The sequence below is a fragment of the Streptomyces sp. Tu6071 genome, assembly GCF_000213055.1.
In the GTDB taxonomy this organism is placed as follows: Bacteria; Actinomycetota; Actinomycetes; order Streptomycetales; family Streptomycetaceae; genus Streptomyces; species Streptomyces evansiae.
In genome coordinates, this window is sequence record NZ_CM001166.1 from 96,945 (window position 1) to 120,291 (window position 23,347).

A 23,347-nucleotide genomic window follows, 5' to 3' on the forward strand; every position below is an offset into this window, starting at 1 on the left:
CGCGCCGCGCAACTCCTCGCGGCGCGGGCGCTCTCCCACGGACCCGCGCATCCCCGCGCGCGCCGTTTGCTCGCCCTCGCCGGGCGGACGGCGGCGCGCGCTTTCAACGCGGGCCACCACGTCACGGACGTTCACCCTGCATCTCTCCCGGGAGCCTCGATGCCGACCACCTCCCCCACCTCCCAGCCGATCCCCGCGCCCGCGCCGACGCTGTGCCGCTACCGGCGCGAGCACGGCGACCCGACGACCTGGACCACCTCGGAGATTGAGGGCTGGCTGCACCGCCAGGACGCCGCCCACGCCGACCTCACGACGCACGCGAAGGGAACCCGATGACCCGCACCCGCACCGGTGGCCGTCCCCGCACCCTCACCGCCCTCAAGCGCCAGCCCGCGCCCACGCCCACCATCCCCGATTGGCGTCACCAGGCCCTGTGCCGTGACGAGGACCCCGAGCTTTTCTTCCCCGTGGGCGAGACCGGCCCGGGGGCCGTGCAGCTCGAGGAGGCCAAGAAGATCTGCACGGGCTGCCCCGTCCGCGCCCTGTGCCTGGAGTTCGCGCTCGACTCCCGCCAGCAGGACGGCGTGTGGGGCGGCATCTCCGCCGAGGAACGCCGCCGCATGCGCCGGCGCCGCGCATGGCCCGCGACCACGGACACCCCCGCCGCGTGACGGCCTGTCCGCTGCCTTTCCCCGCGCGGCTCCGGTTCGTCTCGTGCGAGCCGTGGCCGGGCGGGGCGAGGGGAGCCGGACAGCCCGGACCACGAAACCCCCGAGGAGAACCCGCCATGCCCGATCAGCCGCAGCCCACCACCGAGCAGGTTGCCCAGGCCATCGTCGACGCCGCCACCAGCGGGGACCAGGCGTTCACCGAGACGGTCGCCAACTCCTACACGACCGAGCAGCTCGAAGCGGCCCAGGCCTACCTCACGCAGGGACGCTGACACGCGGCTGTTGCCGTGTGAGGCCGAGAAAGCCGCGTGACCGCCTGCCTGCCTGCTGCCTTTCCCCGCCCGACCTCGCGCGTCTCGTGCGAGGGCCGGGCGGGGTGAGGGGAGTCGGACAGCCCGAACCACGACCACTCAGTAAGGGAGTTAATCCCATGGCCTTTCTCCAGCGCCTCGTCAGCCCGCTGCGCCGCATAAACGCCGACCCCGACAAGCTCGTGGAAGAGGCGTGGACGCACATCGCGGAGGCGGAGCGGAACCACGGCCTGTGGCCCGCGATGAGCGCCCTCACCGACCTCGCCACAGCCAAGGTCCAGGTCGCCCAGTACCTCAAGGAGCACCGCGACACGTGATCCGGGGCGCCCCGCACTCGGCACGCCGCGGCCCCGGCCGGAGACATCCTCCGCGCCGGGGCCGGCGGTTCTCCCGCTCCGCCAGGGCCGTGCAGGCCGTGGCGGAGCCGGAGAGCCGAATCAGGCTCGGCAAAGGAAAGAGGCCCCGTTGCCCGGGGCCTCTCCTTTGTTCTCGCGACCCGCTGACAAGGAGCGTTTCGCATGGTCAACGCTACCAGTGGGGGTGCCCGATGAGTACCACGACGGCCACCCCGACCCCGAGCAAGATGACGGACGACGTCTTCGTCCCGCGCAACCCGCTGCCCGCTCTGCTGGCCACGGTCATCGCGGTGATCTCCACCGTCCTCGCCCTGTTCGACCTCTTCGTGAACGGCCTGTGGCCCACCCTGCTGCATCTCGCCGTCGGCCTCGCCGTGTTCGGCGCGGTCCGGCTGTGCGTCGGCCTGGCCCTGGACCCGTTCTTCCCCGCTGATGACCCGGAGAGCAGTACATGACCGCCGTCGATATCCGCAAGCCCGAAACGGTCCGCCCGGACGACGACGACCAGCACTCCTGGCCCGTCCCGGCCCCGGCCGACCACACCGATCACGACCAGGAGCAGCCCGGCTCCCAGCAGCACGACCAGGACGACCGGGACGACGACCCGCGCACCATGCGGCTGCTCGCCGTCGTCGCTGGCGTCGGCGGCCTGGTCCTCGCCGGGATCGGTTTCACCGGCTCCTACAACACGCTGCGCCACCTCGCGGAGAGCAAGGGCTTCGGGACTTTCTCCTACGCCTTCCCCGTCGGTATCGACGCCGGCATCCTCGTGCTGCTCGCGCTCGATCTGTACATGATGCGCAAGCGGATGCCGTGGCCGATCCTTCGCTGGACCGCGCACGGCCTGACCGTCGCGACCGTCGCTTTCAACGCGGCCGCCGCCGGCCCGGTGACCGAGGACCCGCTCGCTGCGTCCATGCACGGCGTCATCCCGGTGCTGTTCATCATCGCCGTGGAGGCCGCTCGCCACTACATCGGCCGGATGGCCGACCTGCTCGCCGGTGAGACCCCGCTCGGGTCGGTCCCGCTGACCCGCTGGATCCTCGCCCCGCTGTCCACGCCGCGCCTGGCCCGTCGGATGCGGTTGTACAACCTCCCCTACAAGGAGGTCGCCGCCCAGCACCAGGCGTTGCGGATCTACCGCGAGGGCCTGCGCCAGAAGTACGAGAACCACGAGCAGAGCTGGCGCCGGGCGGCGACGCCGGACGAGCTGCTGCCGTTCAAGCTGGCCCCGTTCGGGTTCAGCGTGGAGCGCGCTCTCGGGGTCCCGCTGGAGGAAGAGACCAAGCGCCTCCAGCGGGCGGCGCGGGCCGCTGTTCAGCGTGCTGAGGCTGAGATTCAGCGCGTGCGCACCGATGTTCAACTGGGCGAGGCCCGCATTCAGGCGGAGGTCGACAAGATCCGTGGCGAGGGTCGCCTGAAGATCGCCCGGGCTGAAGCGGAACGCGAGGCTCAGGCGGAGATTCAGGCCGCCGAGGCCGATGCTCAACTGCGTGAGGCGCAGCGTCAGCACGCGCTCAAGCTCGCGGAGGACCAGGCTGCGGCCGAAGCGCAGGAGCTCGCCGACGAGACCGAGAAGCGGCGCACGCTCTCCCGGATCGACCGGGAGAAGGTGCAGGCCAGTTGGGGTCTGGAGCAGAAGCAGATGGCCACCGAGGCCACCGAGCGCGAGCGCCGTATCCAGGCCGATGCCGCCGCCCGCGCCCAGCGCGAGGAGATCACACGGCAGGCCGGCATCGCGGAGCAGGCGGAGCGGCGCGCGCGGGCGCTCGCCGGGGAGAGGGCGGCCCTGGAAGAGGCCGCTGAACGCGAGAGGAAGGAGGCTGAACATCGCGCCGCGACGGTGAACACGATCTTGGAGGCGCAGCGCGGAGCCGAGTCGATCGCCGTGTCGAAGGCCCGCGAGCAGGCCGCGATCGAGGACGCCGCCGCCCGCAAGGCGCGTGCGGCTGAACACGAGGCGGCGGCGGTTGAAGCCGCGGCGCGCGCCCGCATGACCCAGGTCGACTGGGATGTGCAGCGGGTCTCCGCGATGATCCAGGCCCGGGGCGATAGCGCGGTCACCGTCCGCGTCATCGCTGACGAGCTGGGCATCTCCACCGGCTCCGCGCAGGACCGCAAGACCAAGGCGCTCGCCCTGCTCAGGGGCGAGTCCACCGGCGATCTCGAGCGGGCTGCGGCCTGAAACGGAAGCTGATCACCGGGTCCTCCTGGCCCCCACGGTCGTCCCTCGCACCGTCCCGCCCGGCCTTCGCCGGACGGGGCGGCTGCGGGGGCCGGCCGCGGCCGCCAGGCCGACCGCGTCACCCGCTCCACCAAGCATGATCCGACCCTCAAAAGGGCCCGGAAATTTCCCTTTTGCACCCCCGACCTGGCCGTTTACGGAAAGTAGCGGCGAGGCGAAGCGAAGCGAGGCGAGGCGAGGGGATCACCCCCCTCCCCGCCCCCGCTGAGCCCTCCAATCGGGGGGTCACGGGGGTGTTCGCGCCCGCTTCGCGCCGCCTCGCCTCGCCTCTCCGCTACGCACTGTGAGGAGATTCGTCGTGGCAGACACCGCGACCGCGACCCCTGAAACCACCGCCGACACCACCGGCGACGGGGCCACGGACACCGCCGAATACACCGTCGTCACCGAGCCCGAGACCACCACCGACACGGCCTCGGACAAGCCGAAAGCCAACCGGTCGCGGCCGAGGGCGATGCCGCTGCTGATCCACGGCGGCAACGCAACCGGAATCGCCGCAGGCGTCGCCTACGGACTCGCCGGAGTGCCCGGTCTCATCGCCGCCGGCGCGGCCGGAGCCGCGGTCGGCGCCGCCGCGCTGGCGGGCCGCAAGAAGCGCTCGAAGGTCTCCGCCGCCCGCACGAACGCCGCGAGCAACCGCTCCGGCGGCGGGACGCACCGCTCCGGAGGTGGCGCGGGCAAGGGCGGCCTGCTCGGACGCGGCGGCGGTCGCGGCCGGGGCGGCGGCGGTGCTGCTGGTGGCGGCGGCCGCGGGCCCGGGCGCGGTGGCAAGGGCGGCGGCTGGCTGAACGGCTCCGGGTCAGGGGGCGGTGGGACCGGCACGAAGAACCGGCCCGGCGGCGGCAAGCACGGCGCCGGTGGCGGCGGGCGCGGCCCGGGAGGAACGGGCGGCGGCAAGCACGGCCGCGGCGGCGGCCTGGGCGGACTGCTCGGAGGTGGCAGGAACCGGCGCGGTCCCGGCGGTCCCAACTCGCCCGGCGCGAACACCCCGAAGGGCACCGGGAACGGCAAGAACAACGGGGGAGGCAAGAACGGTCCCGGCGGGAAGGCCGGCGCCCACCAGCAGTCTCGCACCGGCAAGGCCTGGCAGACCCTCAAGGGCTGGGGCAACAAGATGCGCCGCAACAACGGCGGCACCTCGAGCTCCGGCGGCTCCGGATCCTCCGGTTCGGGCGGCGGCTCCAGCTCGGGCACCTCCGGCTCCGGCACGAAGACCATCACGCCCGCCAAGACCCGCCTCGGTCGCGCCCTGCAGAAGATGCGCGGCCTCGCGAGCAAGCTCCGCCGCTCCAAGAAGAAGAGCGGCTCCACCAGCTCCGGTGGAAGCGGCCCGACCTCGGGCCGCTTCCACCGGATGCGCCGCCTAGCCGCCCGCAAGCTCGGGCACTGGCTGCGCTGCGCAGGCGCCGGACTCCTCGCCGGACTCGGAGGGCTGGCAACGCTGCCCCTCGGACTCCTGTGGGGACTGGCCCTGCTGCCGTTCAAGCGCCGCGACCCGCTCCACGGGTTCGCGCTGCCCGTCCGTGTCGCCGGACGGATCTGGCGGTTCTTCTTCCGCCGCTCCAAGGCCCGCCACGACAAGAGCGCCAAGGCGGACACGCTCAACCTCAAGGTCAACAACCCCAGGAAGGACACCGATCCCGTGACCGGACCCTCGCTCGCTGCTGGCACCACGGTGCTGGACGGCAACAGCTCCAAGTTCGCGATGGCCATGCGCGCCGCGCACGCCTCCTACACCGGCTACAGCCCGCGCAGCATGATGGAGGTCGCTGCCGAGTACGCCGGCCTGCCCAACGGCATCCGCGCCGCGGCCCTGGCGGTCCAGCAGATGGCCGTCAACGCCGACCAGAAGTACCCGTGCAGCAAGAAGGCGCTCGCCAAGCTGAGCGAGGCCTGCGCCAAGCTGGTCGCCGCCGCCGCTCGCGCGGACGGCATGGTCGCCTTCTTCCGCATGGTCCACGCCTTCGACATCGAGCGGATCGTCGCCCCGAGGACGAACGAGTGGATGTGGAACGTCACCCCGACCGGCTCCGACGCCGCTGAGGGCGCGATGTTCATGCCCGGCCGCATCGAGTCCGGGTGCGTCCTGATGGCCGTGCTCTACCGCACCTTCGAGCCGGTCCACATGATGCAGGTCGGCTCCGAGTTCCAGGGCATCGCCTACGGGCTCACCGCCCTGGCCGACTGCGTCCAGGCCCTCTACGAGCGCACCATTGCCCTCTACCCGGTCGACGACCGCGTCACCGACGAGATCGGCAAGCTCGTCTCGATGATCCGGGCCGCGTCCGACGACGCGGACATGGCCGCGAAGCTGTTCGTGGAGGACCACAGCCGCGAGATCAGCCACAACACCAGCCCCCGCAAGGGCCCGGCTGCCGAGTCCATGTGGAACACCCCCCGCTGACCCAAGCGGACCGAGCACGACCCGCACCACCAGGAGCCGGTGGCCGACCCCGCCAACGCGGGGCAGGCCACCGGCTCCTCTGCTGCCTATCCCCTGCTGCCGCCCCACCCCCGCCTTCCCGACCAGGACGGAGAACCTCCCCATGTCGATGCGTCACTGGGACTGGTCGCTGCCCAGCGGCCACACCACCTTCCTCGGATACGCCACCGAGACCGCCATGACCACCGTCGCGCTCGCCCCGCTCACCGGCCTGCCCTGGCAGGCTGCCGCCCTCACCCTGGGCAGCGCGGCCGCCGCCGGCACCGTCCACGACCTGCGCGTGAGCACCACCCTGGGCACGCTCACCACCCGTGCCGTCTCCTGGCTGACCGCGTCCGCATGGGCGTCCTGGGCGCTGGCGACCGCGCCGCTGACCACCACCGGCTGGGCGAGCGGCCTGGGCCTGGCCACCGTCGGCCTCGCCGCCAACGCCTCCGCCAACCGCACCGAGAACACCCGCTCCGAGCGCAAGAAGCTCCTCAAGCTCCGCCGCAAGTCGGTCGGCATCCTCCTGGACTGGGAAGACCGCATGAAGCGCGTCGCCCGCATCGAGGACTGCCACGGCAAGGACGTGCAGCACTGGCCCGGCGAAGTCGGCTACACCGTGGAGATGGACCTGCCCGCCGGCGGCACCAACGTCGACGACCTCAACGGCTACGGCCCGAAGTTCGCCAGCGACCTGCGCCTGCCCGACGGCTGCGGAGTCGAGCTGTTCCCCGGTGCCAACCGCGGCACCATCCTGATCGAGGTCACCCTCAAGGACGTCATCACCGCCGACATCCCTTACCCCGAGGACTACTCCGAGATCAGCCTCACCGAGCGGTTCCCGTTCGGCGTGTACCGCAACGGCGAGCCCGCGCTCGGCAGCCTCTGCAACGACTGCGGGATCCTCGTGGGCGAGACCGACGCGGGCAAGACCAACACCCTGCGCGTCGTCACCGCCCAGCTCGCCCGCATGCCCGACGCGCTGATCTGGGCGATCGACACCACCGGCGGCGGCGTCGCCCTCCCCTGGATCACTCCGTGGGCCACCGAGGGCATCGCGTCCGCGCCGATCGTCGACTGGATCGCGCACACCGAGGACGAAGCCCGCCTCATGCTCAAGATGGCCGCCGAGATCATCGCCGCGCGCAAGGCCGGCTACCAGCAGCTGATGCGCGAGAGGAAGACCGACAACAAGCTGCCGATCAGCGCGGAGATCCCCGGCATCGTCATCATCACCGACGAGACCGCCTCCCTGCCGTACGACATCAAGGAGATGATCGACAAGGTCGAGCAGGAGGGCCGCGCGATGCGCGTGCGCGCACTCGTGGCCGCCCTGCGCGCCACGCAGGACGCCATCACCGCGATGATGAAGCTGATGTCGAAGTGGCGGGTCGGCATGACCGTCTCCGACGCCGAAGAGCTCGCCTACCTCTTCCCCGGCTACATCAAGATCGACCCGAAGGACGCGCCCGTCGCAGGGTCCGGGTGGAACATGCACACCCGCCTCGGACCGAAGAAGCCGACCGCGATGAAGGTATGGCGCCTGGTCGACGAGCTGATGGACACCATCTGCCAGGCCACGGCCGGGCGACGGCCCAAGCTCGATGAGCTGTCTGCCGCGGTGGACAGCGGCGAGCACTACCCGCAGCGGTGGGCGCGCACCCTGCCCGACCTGTACAAGGGGCAGAAGCTCACCGAGTCCGCGCAGTACGCCGTCGACAACGCCGGTGAGATCATCGCCGCCGCGACGCTGCTCGCCTCCGACCCGGTGCCGCAGGGCAGCAGCATGGCGTCGCCCGCTCCGGTGGTGCCGGCCGGGTTCGAGGGGTTCGGCGGTGCAGAGGAGCTGTTCGCAGCCGTCACCGCACAGCTGGACCCGAACGCCGCGCACCTCGCCGTCCCCACGGCTCCGGCCCCCACGCCGGCCGCCGCGCCGACGGCACCGGCCCCGCTCCCCCGCCCTGCCCGCCCGGTCGATCCGCGCGAGCTGGGCTGGGAGCTCCTGGCCGCCGCCGGGGCGACCGGCTACACGCCCAAGCTCCTGCACGAAGCCCTCGCGGCGGAGATGGACCGGCGGAAGGTGGGCGACGCCCCGGCACAGCGCACGGTCGGCGGCTGGCTCCAGGCGTGGGCGAAGGACGGCAAGGCCATCAAGGACGACTCCGGGCAGTACACCCGCTACGTCGCCCGCGAAGCCGCGGTCGGCCCGGCCGTCTCCGGCCCGGCCACCCCGGCCGGGTCGGAGACGGCACCCCTGCCCGAGGGTCTGGACGCGGCCCTGGTCCTCCAGGCCGTGGACTTGGTCGTCTCCACGCAGTTCGGGTCGGCGTCGATGCTCCAACGCAAGCTGCGCATCGGCTTCGCCCCCGTCCAGAACCTGATGGACTTCCTCCACCAGCTGGGCATCGTCGGCCCGTCCGACGGCTCAAAGGCACGCGAAATCCTGGTCTCGACGGCAGACTTGGACGCGACCATGATGAGGATCGCCGACGAACTCGGCTACACCACGCGCGACTTGGGCGCGATGGGCCTCGCGGCGGCTGCCGCTTCGCATGCCAAGGAGTGACCAGATGGCTGAGACCGCAGACGAGGAGATCGAGCGCCTGGAGGCCGAACGGCACTCCTACAGCGAGACCTTCAAGAACACGTCCGACACGGACGCGGTCACGCGCGCGCACCTCCAGTCCGAGATGGACCGGCGCACCGACCGGATCCAGGAACTCCAGCAGCACCAGCCGCTCGGGTTCCTCGCCCGCTGGGGGCTGCGCGCCGCCTCCCTCGCCCTGCTCTGGGGCGCCTGGGAGGTCGGCCCCTGGTGGGCCAAGACCGGCTGCGTCCTGCTCGCTGCCTTCCTCGCCTTCTACAGCCTCGGCTGACGCACCCCCGCACCGTCACGGCCCGCCCGGGCCACCACGGACCCGCCCCGCCACCCGGCAGGGCGGGTCCTTCGCGTTCCCGCACCACCTGTCCCCCGCAAGGAGCCCGCCGTGGAACCCCGCGACCTCACCCTCACCGACCAGACCCCCGCCCCGCCCGCCGTCGCACTCCCCTACGAGGGCCTGGAAAAGATCTGGGAGCTGTTCCCCGACGCCCGACCCGGCGCCGGCGGCCTGCCCGCCCCCACCCCGCACACCGCCGTCGGCCTGCCCACCGACGAGGCGTACATGGCCCGGGTCTACGACCTGGTCCGCCGGGAAGAGGCACTGAACCACATCCGCGCGCAGTACCAGCAGGCCGCCGCGCACGTCGCCCTCGCCCCGGCCCCGGTCTACCCCCAGATCGTCGCCCAGACCCCGGCTCCCGCCCTGCCGCCCGCCCCGGCCCCCGAGCCCCAGCGCGCGGTGCCGGCGTACGTGTGGAAGTACAGCGCGCTCACCCTGTCCACCGGCGGCTGCATCGCGCTCACCGGCGTCGGCATCGGAGCCGCCGCCCCGACCCTCGCCCAGATCCCCGCCATCCTCACCGCGACCGGCCAGGTCCTGATGAGCGGGACCGTCCTGGTCGTCGTCGTCCTCCTGCTGCTCGCCCTGCGCGGCACCGGGGGCGGCGGCGGGCGCGGCGGCAACACCTTCAACATCCGCAAAGCGGTCTTCCGGCGCAACACCTTCCGGGGATGAGCCGGGCCGCCTGCCTCGCCCCCGCGCCCCGCGCCGGGGACGGGACAGGCCGCCCGGCCCGCACCACCGCCTCCCGACAAGGAGCAGCCACCCCTTGGCTACCAACGACCCCAACACGCGCGCCGAGAACGACCTCACCACGAAGGTCGCGACGACCAAGACGCCCCCGCGCCTCAAGACCGCCCGCGCCTGGTGGACCCAGGCGTGGAACGAAGGCGGCATCCTGTACTCGCTGTGGGACGACGTCCGCCAGGCACCCGACGCCGGATGGCACGGCATGGCCAACTGGATCAAGACCGCCCTCGGCATGATCGCGTTCTCGTTCGTCGTGTTCCTCTTCACCGGCGCCGTCGACGTCCTGATGGACGCCGTGGACCACCTCCTGACCGCCGTGCCCACGGTCCAGATCAGCGACAACACCTCCAGCGGCGTGTGGGCCACGATCGACAACCCGATCCGCTCCTACATCGCCGCCCACAGCGCGGACCTGCCGATCAGCGGGGCCACCGTCTACACCCTGTGGCGGTTCACCGGCCTGTTCTGCCTGGTCGCCGGGTTCTTCACCCGCAACAACGGCGTCCGTCTGACCTGGACGGCCTGGGGCGCGGCAGGCATCGCGATGGTGTGGACGACCACCCCGGACACCAGCCGCACCGTCGCCACCGCCGTCGCCCTGCTGGCCTGGACGCTCGCCTCCGCCTTCGCACTGCGCGGCCTCAACCTGCGCCCCCGCGTGCTCACCAACATCGGCGCACCGCAGATCACCGTCCAGCCCGAGATCCACGTCCCCGTCCAGCCCGGCCCCGCTGACAACGACAACATCCGCCACCTGCGCTGATCCGGTCGCTCTGCCTGGTCACCGCCACCGACGCCCACGCATCCCGAGCGCCGGCCGCGGTGACCGGACAGGCCGCCCGGCCCACCCCACCCCAGCGTCGAAGGAGCCCCATGGCCCTCACCCTCTTCACCCGCCGCCCCGAGCCCGCCCCCACCGAGGAGGTCCTCCACCCCGCGCGCTGCCCCGAGACCGGTGAGTCCTGGACGCCCGAAGGCGTCACCGTCGCCGAGCGCTACTACAACCTCGCGGGCGCGGTTGTCCTCGTCTACACCGCCGACACCTCGACGAGCCCCGGCACCTACTACGCGGTCGCCTGCCTCGGCTGCCACTACGCCACCCGCCAGGACTCCACGTACGCGCGCTACACCCTGACCGCCGCCGCGAAGGTCGCCAACACGCACGCGAGCAGCTGCCGGGCACTGCCCCGCACCATCCCCGCCCGCCCCGACGACGACACCGTCCGCGAACGCCTGCACTCCTGGGTGCGCCGCGCCCGCCGCCAGGACGAGGGCGTCCAGATTTGGATCCGTGACCTGGACCTGATGCGCCTCACCCTCCAGCGCACCACCAAGTGGATCGAGGCCGTGCTTCATCAGCTGGCCGAGGACCAGCCGGACGTCCTCTGGATCGCGCACAGCCAGTACAGCGACGCCGTCGCCTACTCCGCCCGCCAGCTCCCGGAGGCCTGACGGTGCCGCCCGGTGACCGCGACCATCCCGCCGCGACCACGCCCGGCACCGTCCCGTCCGGCTGCTACTGGTGGACCGACCCGGACGGCGACCTGTGCCTGATGCCCGGCTGCATGGCCCGCCTCCAGGACCCGGACGCCGACTGCACCTGCCCCACCCTCCAGGCCCGGCTCCTGCGCCTCGAGAACAAGCAGCGCGAGCGCGAGGCCGCCGACCGCTACGCCCGCCGGTGGTGGGACGCGCTGTCCAACGCCGTCAAAGCCCACCCCGACGCGCAGAGCATCCTCGCCGACGCCCGCCGCCGCGCGGGCCGCTGACCGGTGCGGGACGGCCGCAGGCCCAGCGCCCGGCCGTCCCGGAGCCCCACCCCGCCCCGAACACCGGAGCCCTCATGCCCCTCACTCGTCATCGCCTCGACACGCTCGCCGCCCGGTTCGGCCGGCACCGCGCCCACACCACCACCCGCGCGATCGACAGCGCGCTCGCCGAACAGACCGAGACCGCGAACGCACAATTCGCCGACCACGCGGCGCTCGCCATCGCGAAGCACCCGACCGCGCTGTCCCTCCAGCCCTCCGTCCTCGACGTCCGAGACCGACTCCTCCTCGACCTCGCCCGCCTCGAAGGCGTTCTCGTCGGCGCCCGCCACCACAACCTGGACCCGCGCCTCACCGAGCTCATGGAGGCCGCCGTCGCGCAGGGACACCGGCTCAGCCGGACCCTCGCAGCCGTCGCCCACGGCACCACCGACCCCACCCCCACGCCGCCGCGTGTCCAGCACGCCGCCGCCGACCTTCCCGGCCCGCACAGCTGAGGGGCCTCCGTGTTGCCTCGGCCCTCCTCCAGGGCCGGGGCAGTGCGGTGGTCCCTCAGCCGCCTCACGCGAGGAGAAAACGTGTCCGACACACAGCTGCCCACCGATCACGTCCGCGCGCTGCACGAGTTCGCGCTCCACGCGCACATCCGCCTGTCCATGCGCATCCCGGCCGCCCCCGACCCGCAGACGATGTGGGCGTACGCCTCCGGGAGCGCTGCCGCGTGGAACCTGCACCGCACCCTCGCCGCCCTGGCCCAGACCGACCCGGACGGCGCCACAGCCCTCGCCGCCGCCCTGGAAGAGGAGGGCGAGTGGCCGGAGATGACCGACCCGTACGCGGCCGCCGAAGGCCTCGGCCTTCCCGTACAGGGCTGGATCGACGAGGAGTTCGCCCGCAAGGACGAGGAGCGCGCCACACGCGAGGCATCGAAGGTCCGCGCGGGCCTGCTCGCGGGCTTCCCGCCCGGCAGCCTCATCGTCTTCGTCGGGGCGCCCGCCGCAGGCAAATCGACTGCCGCGGCCCATTTCCCGCAGGCCTCCAGGATCTGCCTCGACACCTACCGCGGCCTGCTCACCGGCGACGAGGGCGACCAGAGCGCCAACGCGCAGGTCGTCGCGATGCAGGAGATCGTCCTCGACGCGCGCCTGGAACGCGGGCTGACCACCGTCGCCGACAGCACGAACACCGCCCCTACCGCGCGCACGTTCCTCGTGCAGCGTGCCCGCCACCACGGGCGTCTGGTGCACGCCGTGCTCTTCGACACCCCGCTCGAGGAATGCCTCGCCCGCAACGCGGCCCGCGAGCGCCGCGTGCCGGAGCACGTGATCCGCGCGAAGCACGCGCAGCTCCCGTCCCTCGACGAGCTCCTCGCCGAGGGCTTTGACACCGCAGCCCGTTGGAGCCCCCGATGAGCGGCACCCCGAACGCCAGGACCGGGCAGGGCTGGGACCGGGCGGACTTCCGGTGCGGGCGGTGCGGCGCCCGCCGCACCGCGACCACGGAACCCGAGTACACCGCCGTTGTCGCGGCTCACCAGCACGCGCACGCGCTGTGGGACCGGCTCACCCCCGCCGAGCGGCTCGCGCTCACCGAGGCCACCCGACTCGTCCTCGGCGATCTGCGCCTGAGCGCCGAGTGGCTCCACGTCGTCACCCTGCACGCCGAGCAGACCGCAAGGAAGGACCCGACCTTCTGATGAACGCCCTCGACCGCCTGATCACAGTGCTGCGCGAGCGCAGCACTGTCACGGACACCAACCCGCCACGCGGCTGGGTCGTCCTCCTCGCGCCCGACGGGAGCCACCTCGCCTACCTGCCCCTGGCCGCCCCCGACATCCTCCAGCTCGCCGAGGACTGCGGCCTCGACACCACCGGGGAGAGCGCGGACGCCGACCTGCTCTGGGACGCCCTCGACGACGCCGCCCCGCCCACCCTCCTCACCGGGGACTGGACAGCGCTGCTCCGCGTCCACGACGGCACCAGCACAGTCGACGAGATCCGCCTGACCGACACCGAGCTCACCGACCTCGCCACCCTCCTCGACGACAGCGCGCGCCGCCGCGCTGAGCGCGAGCAGCTGCACGCCGATCATCCCGAGCTCGTCGCCGAGGTCACCGCGATCGCGGCCTGGCCCGAGGACGAACTCTCCGCCGACATCACTGCGATCGCCGCCTGGCCGGAAGACGAGCTCGCCGCTGAAATCGAGGATCTCGCCCCGCGCAGTCAGAGCGACATCTGCGTGCTCTACGCCGAAGTCCTCGCCCACGGCCGCCGAGTGGCTGCGACCCGCGCCCTCGACGACTGGTTCGGCGCGGTCACCGACCCCAGCGACGAAGACCCCCGATAAGCACCCCGCTCACACCTCCCCTGTTCGGTCAACAAGCAAGGAGCGTCTCGTGCGCGTACACATCACCTCCTTCGGGCACCTCCACGGCCCCCGCCCCCAGGACGCGGACATCACCCTGGACCTGCGCCCGTTCCGCGACCCACACTTCGACCCGGCCCTGCGCGAACTGACCGCCCGCGACCGACGCGTCATCAAGACGGTCCTCACGACCCCCGGAATCCGCGAGCTGATCGCGGCGACCGTGGCGCAGGCCCGCGCCTATGCCGCCGCGCCCGCCGCCCGCGAGCGGACCCTGCACATCGCGGTCGGCTGCTCGGGGGGCCGACACCGCGCCGGTGTCACCGCCCACGTCCTCGGCCGACGCCTGCGCCGCCGCGGCCACACCGTCACCGTCGTCGACCGCGACTTACACCGCCCCGTCGTCGACCGCCCCGCCCCACGGTGACCCGTACGACATCCCCGCCACCACTTCCCCCGACCCCGCTCCTTGCGCCCGCCGACCCCTGGTCAGCGGGCGCTTCGCATACCCCTCGGAGGTCTTCTTCGTGCTGATCCCCCGCCCGCGCCGCCGGATCGGCCGCCCCCGCCCCCAGCGGCCCGGCCCCCGCTACCCGAAGCCGCCCCGCCCGCTCCCCGGCCCATGGAGCAGGTGATGCCCCGGGCCCGCCGGAAGCGCCGTCGCGAGGCCCGCCGCGTCCCGCGCAGCGACGCGCACCTGCCCGAGTACGACCGCGGGGACTGCCCCGAGGGCCTCCTCACCCGACGGCAGTTACGCGACCTGGGACTGAGCCCCGGCGGACACGGCCCGGTCGCGGTGCTGCGCTGCAAAGGCTGCGCCTACCGGCCCGACCAGGCGTGCAACCACCCCACCCGGGCCTGGCTCTACAGCGTGGCGCTCGCCCGACCGAAGCGCACGCCGACGCTCGCCCAGGAATGGGCCCTGGACAGAGCGATGGCCGCGAGGTCCACGTGCCCGGAATGCAAGCGCCGGTACTACTTCAGGTAGCGTCGCTCGGGCGTGACATAACGACGAACCAATGCCAGCAACTCAGCATCGTCGTGAGGATGGCGTATCACACTGGCGATCTTGCCTTGCCGCCTCGGAACAGAGCCAGTCCTCCCTTGCCCCGATGTGAATGAGTACGGCAGTTGGCACCTGTGCTGAAGTATGCGCTCAGACCCAAGGCCCGTAGGTCAGCCGCCGTAGAGGCCCCACTCGTCGAGGCCCCCGTAGATGTGCGCTTCGAGGCATTGCGGGGCGTCAAGGCCCACGGCCTCACCCCGGTACACGGCGATGAGGGAGTCCTTGCCCCGCCACCACGAGTCGGTCACACCCTGTACTTCGGGTACCGGCTCGAATGCGCCGAGATCCAGTGCGTCGACGGCCTTGCGCTTGACCCTCGTGACGGTCGTGGCCCAGCGGCGGGCATGAGCGGCGAGCGCCAGGGATTCCACCCATCCGTCAGTGTTGGCATGCAGGGGCGTCCACTGGTAGGCGTCGATGCCGAACGCACCGTCGGGGCCGATCGCGAAGCTGTAGGCCATGGAAACCCGGCAGCCCCCTGCCGGGAACGACCAGCCTTCTGCGGGCATCTCCTCGGGGCAGTCGGCATCCAGGATGCGCGGACCGCCCTCGTAGAACGGGGCCGGCGGCAAGGCGAGGCCGCCCCAGCGGTCCTGGAAGGCAGCAGCCCGCTCGATCTCCGCAGCGGGGACCCCGTACTCGATCCACGCGTCGCGGTGTCGCCGGATGTCCGGCCGGCGAACACGTATGCCCTCCGTCTCGACAAACCGCTGGGCCCTACGGCTCAGGCCGGCAGGCGCGACCGGGACGGACGATACGGGCTGGTCAGCCATTACCGCTGCTCGCCGTCACCGGCGTGGAGCACGGCCGACGCAATCTCCCGCACGCGCTCCGGGCTGATCCCTGTGCGCTGCTCGACGGCGAGGGGGTGGTCGGTGGGCTCCAGCTCGACGAAGGGGCGCTCACCGACCGGACGGGTATGGACGCGCGTCTTCAGGTTGAGCGTCGTCGCCGGGTATACCGGAAGATCGGTGGTGAGCCAGCCGAAGTACGGCTTCTCAGCCTCGCGGCCGGGCCTGTCCCACAGATCCGAGGCTTGGGAGAAGCTCTCTCGGCTGAGCGAGACCCAGACGCCCCAGGAGAACACCTCGGCACTGCCGATGACCGGTATCTCGATCAGGCCCTTCACGAAGTAGTGCTGCCCGCGGACCACGCACTGGTCCGCGGAGAGCAAGCAGTCCTCGGCGTCGGCGAAGGCCGGCTCCCACACGGCGGGGGCCTCGGCCGTGTAGTTCATCGGCAGCTCAGGGTGGTGGTCCCCGCAGCATGCGCAGGTGAACCCCAAATCACTGGTCATGGGCCCGGAGCCTAGCGACGGACTCCGGCCAGACCCGAAGGGGGCTTACTCGGCCACCGCTCTGCGCGGCCAACTACCACGCTCAGTCGCGGCTGGTTCCCCCGAGGACAGGCGATGGCGTGTGGCTCTCTTGGCGCCGGAATACAGCAGCTACGGAACAAGTGCACTCCGCCAACACCGCTGCGTACCCAGGGCTGCTGCGACCCCTGCGCATGGGGCTACGAGCCCAGCCCCGACACCTACTTCGTCCCCACGGCCCCGGTCATCCACCGGCTGGCCGCCTGATCAAGGAGAATCACCGTGGCTCGTCCACCCCTTCGCCCGGCCCTGACCATCCGCGCCCGAACCGCCGTGCTGGTCGCGGCCGTGGTCGCCACCACCAAGGCCACCACCCGGTGACCGGCCGCACCCGCACCCGCCTGAACCGGGTGCGCGCCTCCGTCGGCATCGCCCAGCTCGCCCTCCAGCAGATCGAGGACGACATGAGCGCCGACGACGTCGACGGCCAGGAGCTCGCCGCGATCCTGCGCGAGCTCCAGGAGGACGCCGACGTCCCCTGCGGCCTCTTCCCCGCCCTCGCGCAGCTGGTCACCGCCGCCGCACGCCGGGCGGAGCAGATCGAGCCCGACCGCGACGGCGACGCCTCCTGCCCCCTGCACGAGGCCGCCGCCCTGCTCACCGACAACGCCGGGCCCCGCCTGAACTGGGCGGCCCGCTCCCTCGACCCGCAAGGAGATCTCGCATGACCGAGCTGATCTGCTACCCGCCGATGCCCGAGCACAGCCTCGTGGTCCTCATCGGTGCGTCCGGCGCCGGGAAGTCGACGCTCGCGCGCACCTGGCCCGCCTCGCAGGTCCTGTCCCTGGACGCACTGCGGGAGGCCGTGGCCGACGACGCGGGCGACCAGGACGCGACCGGCGACGCCGTCGCCGCCCTGCACCTGCTCCTGGAGGCGAGGATGCGCCGCCGGTTGTTCACGGTCGTCGACGCCACCAACGTCACGGCCGCCGCCAGGAAGCCGCTCATCGCCGCCGCCAAGCGCCACGACATGCTCCCGATCGCGGTCGTGTTCACCACGCCCGGCAGCATCTGCATCGAGCGGCAGGGCCCGCGGCCGGCCAACCGCACGGTGCCGGAAGAGGTGGTTGCCCAGCAGCACGACGACATGTTCGCCTCCCGCCGCACCCTGCGGGCCGAGGGCTTCCCCGAGATCGTCTACTCCGACAGCATCTGCCGACTCGCGCCGTACCTGGAGCGCCTGAGCGAGAGGCGGCAGGCCGACCTCGGGCTGGACGGTGGCGCCGGCCTCGGTGACCTGAACCTCGTGGCCCGGGTGTTCGGCGAGAACATCCTGCCGCTGTGGCAGTGGAAGCCCGGCTCGAACATCGCCGGCGGCGACCGCGTCGCGGAGATCCGCCTCGGTCAGCAGTACCTCACCCTCGCCCTGCGCACCGACGTCGACGGCGAGGGCGACGTCGGGTTCGACGTGATGGTGCCGTGCCCGCACGACGACGAATGCACCGGCCACGCCTGGGTGCCCGCCTACAGCGTCACCTGCCTGTTCCGCGCGCTCAACGGCGACCTGGACGACGACGAGGACATCGTCTGCACCGTCCACGGCCCGAACACCGACGAGGACCAGGAGGACGATCCCGAGGGCCGCGCCGACCTAGAAGAGCAGTTCGCGACTGCGGTCCGCGAGTGAGCCGCGCCGCCGACGGTCCGCACCCGCACCCGCTCACCCCGGCCGATCTCCCGGCCGGGGTGAGCGGGCGCACGGGTGCCCGGACTGCCACCTCCCGATCCAAGGCGGAAGCGCCGGCCTCGCCGCGCACCGCCGCACCGTCCACACCAGCGCGGACGACCCGCGCGGCCAGATCAACATCCAGTTCTGAGCGGCCCGGCCGCTCTCACCCCTTCTCGGAGGCCCGCATGGCCCGCAAGCCCATCACCTGGTACATCGCCACCCCCACCGACGGCACCATCGAGATGTCCCGCGAGGCCGGAACCCCGGTGGACCTTTCCGTCAACGTCGGCAAGGCCATCGACCACCCCAACCCCTGCCGCAACAAGTGGTACGACGAGAGCGGCTTCTCCTACTTCCGCATGGTCAAGCGCGTCGGCGAGGCGCTGGAGGACACCGGTATCTGGCCCATCACCTGGCCCGTCCGGTTGTGGATCGTGGAGCCGCTCGGGGAGACCGGCAACTGGAGCCAGCGCCACTACCCCTACCGGCTGCTCTCCCACCGGATCCGCGTCCTCGAGGAGACCGACGCCCACCGCGCGCTCGGACCCGCCGGCCTCGACGTCCTGAACGTCGTCCAGCAGGAGATCCCCGAGCGGGCCGCACGCTGGGCCGCGGACTGGGACGCCGACCCCGAGGGCATGCGCGTCCGGACGTGGAACTGGGAGCAGTGCGGCGGTCCCACCTGCGGCAGCGGCCGATGGGCGGACGAACTCGCCATGGCGGTCTCGCACAACCGCCGCGAGTCGGGCGCCCAGACCTGGATCGAGCACCTAGCGCGCAACGCCGTCGACCAGGCCCTCGCCGACACCGACGCCAGCATGACGGCCCGCTGCTACGCCTACGGCCGCGCCACCGGCCACGCGGTAGCCGCCCAGCACCAGAGCCGCTTCGAGCCGTACGTCCTGGACGCGCTGCGCGGCGTCGGCCTCGACTCCCCTGCCCCGGCCGTGGCCGCCTGATCTGCACGAACAGAAAAGGCATCCAGCCCCTTCGACCTGTAGCCCTGCCCCGGGACGGCCGCCATCGGCCTGGTAACCAGTCGGCCGCCCCGGGCCCCCAACCCGTACGAGACGAGAGGGAGATCCTCAGTATGGACTCCGTCCTGCACACCACGGGCCGCTTTGGCCCACGCACCCTCCTGATCACCGCCGCTGCCGTCCCGCTGACCGGCTGGGCCGTCCACGCGACCGTGCTGCTCAAGCAGATCGCTGCCAAGGAGAAGGACCCGCTGACCGGGCTGCTGCGCCGCGACACCTACACCGCCCGCGCCCGCCGGATCCTCGCCCGGCACGGTGACAACACGACCGTGGTCATGGTCGACGCCGACCACTTCAAGCAGATCAACGACCGCGACGGCCACGAGGCGGGGGACGCGGTCCTCGCCGCGCTCGGGCAGCGGCTCACGGCCTGGGCCGGTCCGCGCGCGGTGTGCGGGCGCCTGGGCGGCGACGAGTTCGCCGTCGCCCTCCCCCTGCCCGCCGAGCACCGCGCCGAGCGCCTGGAGCAGCTCGTGCGGGCACTGCACGCGCCGGTCCGCCTCGACGACGGGCGCCTCATCCAGGTCGCGGTCTCCGTTGGCGCCGCCACCACCGACACCCTCCACACCCGCGACCTCGCCGCGCTCCAGCGCGCCTCGGACGCGGCCCTCTACGACGGCAAGCACACCGGCCGCGCCGTCCTCGCGACCACCGCGCACACCCGCGTCCCCTCCATCAACGGGCGCAGGATGGGCCGTCCCGGCACCAGCGTGTGGGGGCAGGCCGCATGACCAGCACACCGCCGCGCGGCGACGGGCTGCGCGCGCTCACCGTCCGCCAGCCCTGGGCCTCCTGTATCGCCCACGGCTCGAAGAGGGTAGAGAACCGCACCCGGCCCTGGTGGTGGCGCGGATGGTTCCTCATCCACGCCGGCCGCGGCACCGACCACCAGGCGCTCACCGACCCCCGCGTCACCTGCACCTTCCCCCGACAGCCGCTGGAGTTCGGCGCCGTCCTGGCCGTCGCGCGCCTGACCGACTGCCACCAGGACGAGCCCGGCCGCGCCTGTTCGGCGTGGGCCGACCCGGAGGCGTGGCACCTCACCCTCACCGACGTCACCCCGCTCCTGGAGCCGATCCCCGCGCTCGGCCGCCTCGGCCTGTGGCGCCCCAGCTGCGAGCTCACCGCCCACGCCCTCGCCCAACTCCCCCACCTGAAGCCGTGACGCGCGCGAACCGGCCGAAACAGCTGTGGGAGCCGGGTCTCATCCCGGCTCCCGGCGCCCTCCTGGACTGGCGCGACGCCCGCCACCACGACGCCCGCAACGCCTACCCCTGCACGCTGTGCGGCCACCCCACCCACCTGCGCTCCCACACCGGCGAACCCGCCCATAAAACGTGCGCCGAAACGTGGATCGCCACCCACTACCCCGAGGCCCGCCGCACCGCGCGCTTCGCCTCCGACCCGGCCCCCGCGCGCCGCTCCGATGCCGCCGACGACCACGCCTGACCACTGCGAGTACGAGGAGATGCCCGTGAACCACACCCCGCGCGCCGACTCCGACCGCGCCCTCGCCTACCCCGAACCCCCCGCCACCTCCACCTGGCACCACACCACCACGCCCCGCCCGCGCACCCGCAAGCTCACCCCCGAGCAGCAGCGCCACAACCGCGAACGCCTCCAGCACGAGCTCAGCGCGAAGTGAGCGCCGTGTACGCCGACCTGAACCCCGCCCAGACCGCCGAAGCCCTCGAACTCACCCCACCCAGCCCCGACACCGAAGCAGCCGCCGCCCGCACCGTCGCCCGCCACGCCCACGGCAAGGAGGACCTCGTCCTCCTCCTCGACGCCCTCGGCCTCCCCCACAACGACGACACCCTCACCGCGCTGTTCCCCCTCCTCACGGAAACCGGAGCCACCCTTCCCATGACCGCCAAGAACCCCGCCACCGTCCTCGCCCCCGCAGTCGATATCGCGGCCTTCGACGCCGCTCCCGCTCCCGCTCCCGCTGGCCGGAGCGTGTCTGCGTTCGAGGCCATGGCCCTCTCGATGCACACCAACGGCGACAGCATCCAGGGGATCTGCGCGGCCACCGGCCTGAGCGAGACCGAACTCAGCGACCTCCTCGCCGCCCCGGCCACCGGTACCCCGGACGTCGCGCTCGCCGTCACCCCCGAGATCCAGGAACTGCTCGACTGGGCGGCCGCGCACCCGGCCGCCTCGGTCCGCAGCCGCGCCGCCCGCATCACCGCCGACCTGGCCGAGCTGTCCGAGCGCCGCGACAGCGAGGCCGCGCAGCGCGAGGCCGAAGCGAAGGTCGCCAGGGCCAAGGCCGAACTGGAGAAGGCGCAGGAGGAGCTGCGCACCGTCAAGGCCGGCACCCGCACCACCACGGCGGCCGCCGTGGCCGCCCCGATTCGCGCGGCCCTCGGCAGCGGCCGTACCCGGGAGGAGCTCGCCGCCGTACGGGCGTGGGCGCGCGAGAACGGCCATCAGGTCGCCGACACCGGGATCGTGCCCAAGCGGGTCCTTCAGGCGTACGACACCGCGCACCGGGCGCCGGTCCGGAAGGCCGGCTGACCATGACCGACGACGCGATAGCCCTGGACGAGGAGACCGTGCCCGGCGACCTGCACGGATCGACGGCGCGGTTCCGCCTCACCGTCTCCCCCACGGACGAGCGCACGGACGAGATGATCCTTCCCTGCAGCGTCACCGACCCGGCGCTCGCGCACACCGTCATCCACGACCTGGTCCCCGGCGACAAGCTCCGCGTCACCGGCCACCTCCGGCTGCCCCGCACGCCGGACGAGCCGATGCGGCTGGACGTCACCGAGCTCGCCGTGCTGGAGACCGCGCCGGAACTGTCCGACCCGGCCGCCGTCACCACAGCCGTCCTCGAGCGGCACGGGCCGTACGTCTGCTGGTTCGACGCCGAGAACTCCGGTGAGATCCCGGTGTGGACCGAGGCCGGGGTCTGGGTCGGGCACGCCGGTGACCCGGACGCTCTGGGCGAGCTGATCGAAGCCTTCGAGCAGCGCCAGGCCGCCAGCGGCGAGCAATAGCGGAACCGCCGTGCCCATCCGTCCCGAGAACCTGCACCGCTACCCGCGCAACTGGCCCCAGATCAGTGCGCGCATCCGCTTCGAGCGGGCGGGCGGCCGCTGCGAGTGCGAAGGCCAGTGCGGCCTGACGCACCCGGGCGGCCGCTGCCCCGCCGTCCACGCGGAGACCCACCCCACTACCGGGTCCGTTGTCTGCCTCACCACCGCCCACCTCAACCACACACCCGAAGACGTGCGGGACGAAAACCTCCTCGCCGCCTGCCAGCTCTGCCACCTGCGCATCGACCACGGCCACCACCAGGTCACCCGCGCACGCACCCTCGACGCCCGTACGGCGGCCACCGGACAGCTCGGCATCCTCGACAACGCCGACCTGGTCCGAACCGAACCACCCACCCCGCCGCCCCGGCCGCCCGCACCCCGCACAACACCCGCCGACCGCCAGCAACTCACCCTCACCGACCAGGAGGCCCCCTGATGCCCAAGCAGCCCCAACCCCCGCGCACCGTCCTGGAGCGCTTCCCCGCCGGAGGCCCCCGCGGCTCCTGGCCCGCCGAAGCGTTCGCCGCCGCCCAGCGCGCTCAAGGTGCGCGGGTGCAGGTCGTCATGGACCTGCACACCGACCAGTTCCTCGTGGTCACCGACACCACTACCCACTGATCCACTTCACCGAGAGGTACTCATGACCGAGACCGAGACCACCCGCTACACCGCCGACGTGGTCGCCCTGACTCCCGACGGCAACGTCCTGCTGATCGAGCGCGACTGGCCGCCCTTCGAGGGCGCCTGGGCGCTGCCGGGTGGCCACCAGGATGAGGGGGAGACCAGCCGCATGGCGGCTGCTTGGGAACTCCTGGAGGAGACCGGGGTCCGCGTCGACCCCGACCAGCTGCGCACGATCGGCACATGGGACCAGCCCGGCCGCGACCCGCGCGGCAGGTACAGCACCGACGCCTACCTCGACGTCGTCCCCACCGGCACTCCGATCACCGCCGGGGACGACACCCGCACCGCCCGCTGGTGGCCTCTGGACGCACTTCTGGAACGGCTCGCGTTCGACCACGCCGACATCCTCCACGCGGCCACAGCGTCCAGCGCCTGAACACACCGCACATACCGCGACACCGGAGCGCCGCGCCCGACCTCCCTGGCCGGAGGCGGCGCTTCGGTGTCGCCACCCTGCTGGGTGCCATGGTGAGCGGCCGATTCCAGGAGCGCGCCGCCGAACGGCAGGTGCTCACCGCCCACGGAGAGACGATCCGCCGTGACCGCTCCCCCGCTCTGATGGCTGCCGCAGACATTCCCGACCCCGACGAAGATGCGCCCGCTGACTGGGGATCTGACGCTCCGCTCAGCCTT

33 protein-coding genes are annotated in these 23,347 nt (G+C 72.5%); 31 read left to right on the top strand and 2 right to left on the bottom strand.

Annotated features, from left to right (window positions below; translation table 11 throughout):
- Nucleotides 1-159 precede the first annotated feature (159 nt).
- From STTU_RS35795 to STTU_RS31910, 19 genes are all read left to right on the top strand, one after another.
- Complete coding sequence (locus tag STTU_RS35795) at nt 160-336, top strand: hypothetical protein (RefSeq protein ID WP_007830739.1); 177 nt, start codon at nt 160-162, stop codon at nt 334-336.
- 71 nt (nt 337-407) lie between these two features.
- Nucleotides 408-671, top strand: a complete 264-nt coding sequence (locus STTU_RS31825; protein ID WP_043257946.1) for a WhiB family transcriptional regulator — start codon at nt 408-410, stop codon at nt 669-671.
- 116 nt (nt 672-787) lie between these two features.
- A complete protein-coding gene (locus STTU_RS34790) occupies nt 788-943 on the top strand; it encodes a hypothetical protein (RefSeq protein ID WP_007830743.1) in 156 nt (51 codons plus the stop codon).
- Between the two features lie 158 nt (nt 944-1,101).
- Nucleotides 1,102-1,299 (top strand): hypothetical protein, encoded by a 198-nt coding sequence (locus tag STTU_RS31830; RefSeq protein WP_043257911.1) that lies wholly within the window; start codon nt 1,102-1,104, stop codon nt 1,297-1,299.
- A 230-nt stretch (nt 1,300-1,529) separates the two neighbouring features.
- A complete protein-coding gene (locus STTU_RS34430) occupies nt 1,530-1,793 on the top strand; it encodes a hypothetical protein (RefSeq protein WP_043257912.1) in 264 nt (87 codons plus the stop codon).
- On the top strand, nt 1,790-3,523 hold the full coding sequence (locus STTU_RS32330; RefSeq protein WP_007830746.1) for a DUF2637 domain-containing protein: 1,734 nt from the start codon (nt 1,790-1,792) through the stop codon (nt 3,521-3,523). Before STTU_RS34430 ends, STTU_RS32330 begins: the two co-directional genes overlap by 4 nt.
- A 358-nt stretch (nt 3,524-3,881) precedes the next feature.
- Nucleotides 3,882-5,987 (top strand): hypothetical protein, encoded by a 2,106-nt coding sequence (locus tag STTU_RS35800; RefSeq protein WP_007830747.1) that lies wholly within the window; start codon nt 3,882-3,884, stop codon nt 5,985-5,987.
- A gap of 142 nt (nt 5,988-6,129) precedes the next feature.
- Complete coding sequence (locus STTU_RS35805; protein ID WP_234019434.1) at nt 6,130-8,577, top strand: DNA translocase FtsK; 2,448 nt, start codon at nt 6,130-6,132, stop codon at nt 8,575-8,577.
- Nucleotides 8,578-8,581: 4 nt separating this feature from the next.
- Nucleotides 8,582-8,887: a hypothetical protein gene (locus STTU_RS31860; protein WP_007830749.1), complete on the top strand. Its 306-nt coding sequence runs from the start codon at nt 8,582-8,584 to the stop codon at nt 8,885-8,887.
- 111 nt (nt 8,888-8,998) lie between these two features.
- Complete coding sequence (locus STTU_RS32335) at nt 8,999-9,628, top strand: hypothetical protein (RefSeq protein ID WP_007830750.1); 630 nt, start codon at nt 8,999-9,001, stop codon at nt 9,626-9,628.
- 94 nt (nt 9,629-9,722) lie between these two features.
- Complete coding sequence (locus STTU_RS32340) at nt 9,723-10,466, top strand: hypothetical protein (protein WP_007830751.1); 744 nt, start codon at nt 9,723-9,725, stop codon at nt 10,464-10,466.
- A 110-nt stretch (nt 10,467-10,576) separates the two neighbouring features.
- On the top strand, nt 10,577-11,155 hold the full coding sequence (locus STTU_RS31875; RefSeq protein ID WP_007830752.1) for a hypothetical protein: 579 nt from the start codon (nt 10,577-10,579) through the stop codon (nt 11,153-11,155).
- Between the two features lie 2 nt (nt 11,156-11,157).
- Nucleotides 11,158-11,472, top strand: coding sequence for a hypothetical protein (locus tag STTU_RS31880; protein ID WP_199785101.1), 315 nt, complete (start codon nt 11,158-11,160; stop codon nt 11,470-11,472).
- 74 nt (nt 11,473-11,546) lie between these two features.
- Nucleotides 11,547-11,969: a hypothetical protein gene (locus tag STTU_RS31885; protein ID WP_063894659.1), complete on the top strand. Its 423-nt coding sequence runs from the start codon at nt 11,547-11,549 to the stop codon at nt 11,967-11,969.
- An 81-nt stretch (nt 11,970-12,050) separates the two neighbouring features.
- Nucleotides 12,051-12,884: an AAA family ATPase gene (locus tag STTU_RS32345; RefSeq protein ID WP_052862575.1), complete on the top strand. Its 834-nt coding sequence runs from the start codon at nt 12,051-12,053 to the stop codon at nt 12,882-12,884.
- Entirely contained in the window at nt 12,881-13,168 is a 288-nt protein-coding gene (locus STTU_RS31895) for a hypothetical protein (protein ID WP_007830754.1), read from the top strand. The genes STTU_RS32345 and STTU_RS31895 overlap by 4 nt, the downstream gene beginning before the upstream one ends.
- Entirely contained in the window at nt 13,168-13,818 is a 651-nt protein-coding gene (locus tag STTU_RS31900) for a hypothetical protein (RefSeq protein ID WP_007830755.1), read from the top strand. Before STTU_RS31895 ends, STTU_RS31900 begins: the two co-directional genes overlap by 1 nt.
- Nucleotides 13,819-13,867: 49 nt before the next feature.
- Complete coding sequence (locus tag STTU_RS31905) at nt 13,868-14,263, top strand: RapZ C-terminal domain-containing protein (protein ID WP_007830756.1); 396 nt, start codon at nt 13,868-13,870, stop codon at nt 14,261-14,263.
- Nucleotides 14,264-14,470: 207 nt separating this feature from the next.
- Nucleotides 14,471-14,824, top strand: a complete 354-nt coding sequence (locus STTU_RS31910) for an RRQRL motif-containing zinc-binding protein (protein WP_324607913.1) — start codon at nt 14,471-14,473, stop codon at nt 14,822-14,824.
- Nucleotides 14,825-15,012: 188 nt separating this feature from the next.
- On the opposite strand, the gene STTU_RS31915 is transcribed toward STTU_RS31910, so the two are convergent.
- Both STTU_RS31915 and STTU_RS31920 read right to left on the bottom strand, forming a co-directional pair.
- Entirely contained in the window at nt 15,013-15,675 is a 663-nt protein-coding gene (locus STTU_RS31915; RefSeq protein ID WP_043257913.1) for a hypothetical protein, read from the bottom strand.
- Entirely contained in the window at nt 15,675-16,139 is a 465-nt protein-coding gene (locus STTU_RS31920; RefSeq protein ID WP_043257914.1) for a DUF2199 domain-containing protein, read from the bottom strand. Before STTU_RS31920 ends, STTU_RS31915 begins: the two co-directional genes overlap by 1 nt.
- Nucleotides 16,140-16,594: 455 nt before the next feature.
- On the opposite strand from STTU_RS31920, the gene STTU_RS35120 reads away from it, so the two are divergent.
- From STTU_RS35120 to STTU_RS31975, 12 genes are all read left to right on the top strand, one after another.
- Nucleotides 16,595-16,945 carry a hypothetical protein gene (locus STTU_RS35120; protein WP_007830762.1) on the top strand — a complete coding sequence of 117 codons (351 nt, stop codon included), beginning with the start codon at nt 16,595-16,597 and terminating at the stop codon, nt 16,943-16,945.
- The gene (locus STTU_RS31930) at nt 16,942-17,904 is read left to right on the top strand and encodes an ATP-binding protein (RefSeq protein ID WP_043257915.1); all 963 of its coding nucleotides are present in this window, start codon (nt 16,942-16,944) and stop codon (nt 17,902-17,904) included. Before STTU_RS35120 ends, STTU_RS31930 begins: the two co-directional genes overlap by 4 nt.
- 227 nt (nt 17,905-18,131) lie before the next feature.
- Entirely contained in the window at nt 18,132-18,905 is a 774-nt protein-coding gene (locus STTU_RS31935) for a hypothetical protein (protein WP_007830767.1), read from the top strand.
- Nucleotides 18,906-19,036: 131 nt separating this feature from the next.
- Nucleotides 19,037-19,714: a GGDEF domain-containing protein gene (locus STTU_RS31940; RefSeq protein WP_007830769.1), complete on the top strand. Its 678-nt coding sequence runs from the start codon at nt 19,037-19,039 to the stop codon at nt 19,712-19,714.
- On the top strand, nt 19,711-20,148 hold the full coding sequence (locus STTU_RS34450; protein WP_043257957.1) for a hypothetical protein: 438 nt from the start codon (nt 19,711-19,713) through the stop codon (nt 20,146-20,148). Before STTU_RS31940 ends, STTU_RS34450 begins: the two co-directional genes overlap by 4 nt.
- Nucleotides 20,145-20,432 carry a hypothetical protein gene (locus STTU_RS34455; protein WP_052862576.1) on the top strand — a complete coding sequence of 96 codons (288 nt, stop codon included), beginning with the start codon at nt 20,145-20,147 and terminating at the stop codon, nt 20,430-20,432. Before STTU_RS34450 ends, STTU_RS34455 begins: the two co-directional genes overlap by 4 nt.
- A gap of 25 nt (nt 20,433-20,457) precedes the next feature.
- On the top strand, nt 20,458-20,628 hold the full coding sequence (locus tag STTU_RS34795) for a hypothetical protein (RefSeq protein ID WP_158678826.1): 171 nt from the start codon (nt 20,458-20,460) through the stop codon (nt 20,626-20,628).
- Nucleotides 20,625-21,503 carry an Lsr2 dimerization domain-containing protein gene (locus STTU_RS31955; RefSeq protein WP_234019435.1) on the top strand — a complete coding sequence of 293 codons (879 nt, stop codon included), beginning with the start codon at nt 20,625-20,627 and terminating at the stop codon, nt 21,501-21,503. The genes STTU_RS34795 and STTU_RS31955 overlap by 4 nt, the downstream gene beginning before the upstream one ends.
- Before the next feature lie 2 nt (nt 21,504-21,505).
- On the top strand, nt 21,506-21,988 hold the full coding sequence (locus tag STTU_RS31960; protein ID WP_007830776.1) for a hypothetical protein: 483 nt from the start codon (nt 21,506-21,508) through the stop codon (nt 21,986-21,988).
- A gap of 10 nt (nt 21,989-21,998) precedes the next feature.
- The gene (locus STTU_RS31965) at nt 21,999-22,466 is read left to right on the top strand and encodes a hypothetical protein (protein WP_007830778.1); all 468 of its coding nucleotides are present in this window, start codon (nt 21,999-22,001) and stop codon (nt 22,464-22,466) included.
- The gene (locus STTU_RS31970; protein ID WP_007830779.1) at nt 22,466-22,648 is read left to right on the top strand and encodes a hypothetical protein; all 183 of its coding nucleotides are present in this window, start codon (nt 22,466-22,468) and stop codon (nt 22,646-22,648) included. The genes STTU_RS31965 and STTU_RS31970 overlap by 1 nt, the downstream gene beginning before the upstream one ends.
- Before the next feature lie 22 nt (nt 22,649-22,670).
- Entirely contained in the window at nt 22,671-23,090 is a 420-nt protein-coding gene (locus STTU_RS31975) for an NUDIX domain-containing protein (protein ID WP_007830780.1), read from the top strand.
- The last annotated feature ends 257 nt before the right edge of the window (nt 23,091-23,347 follow it).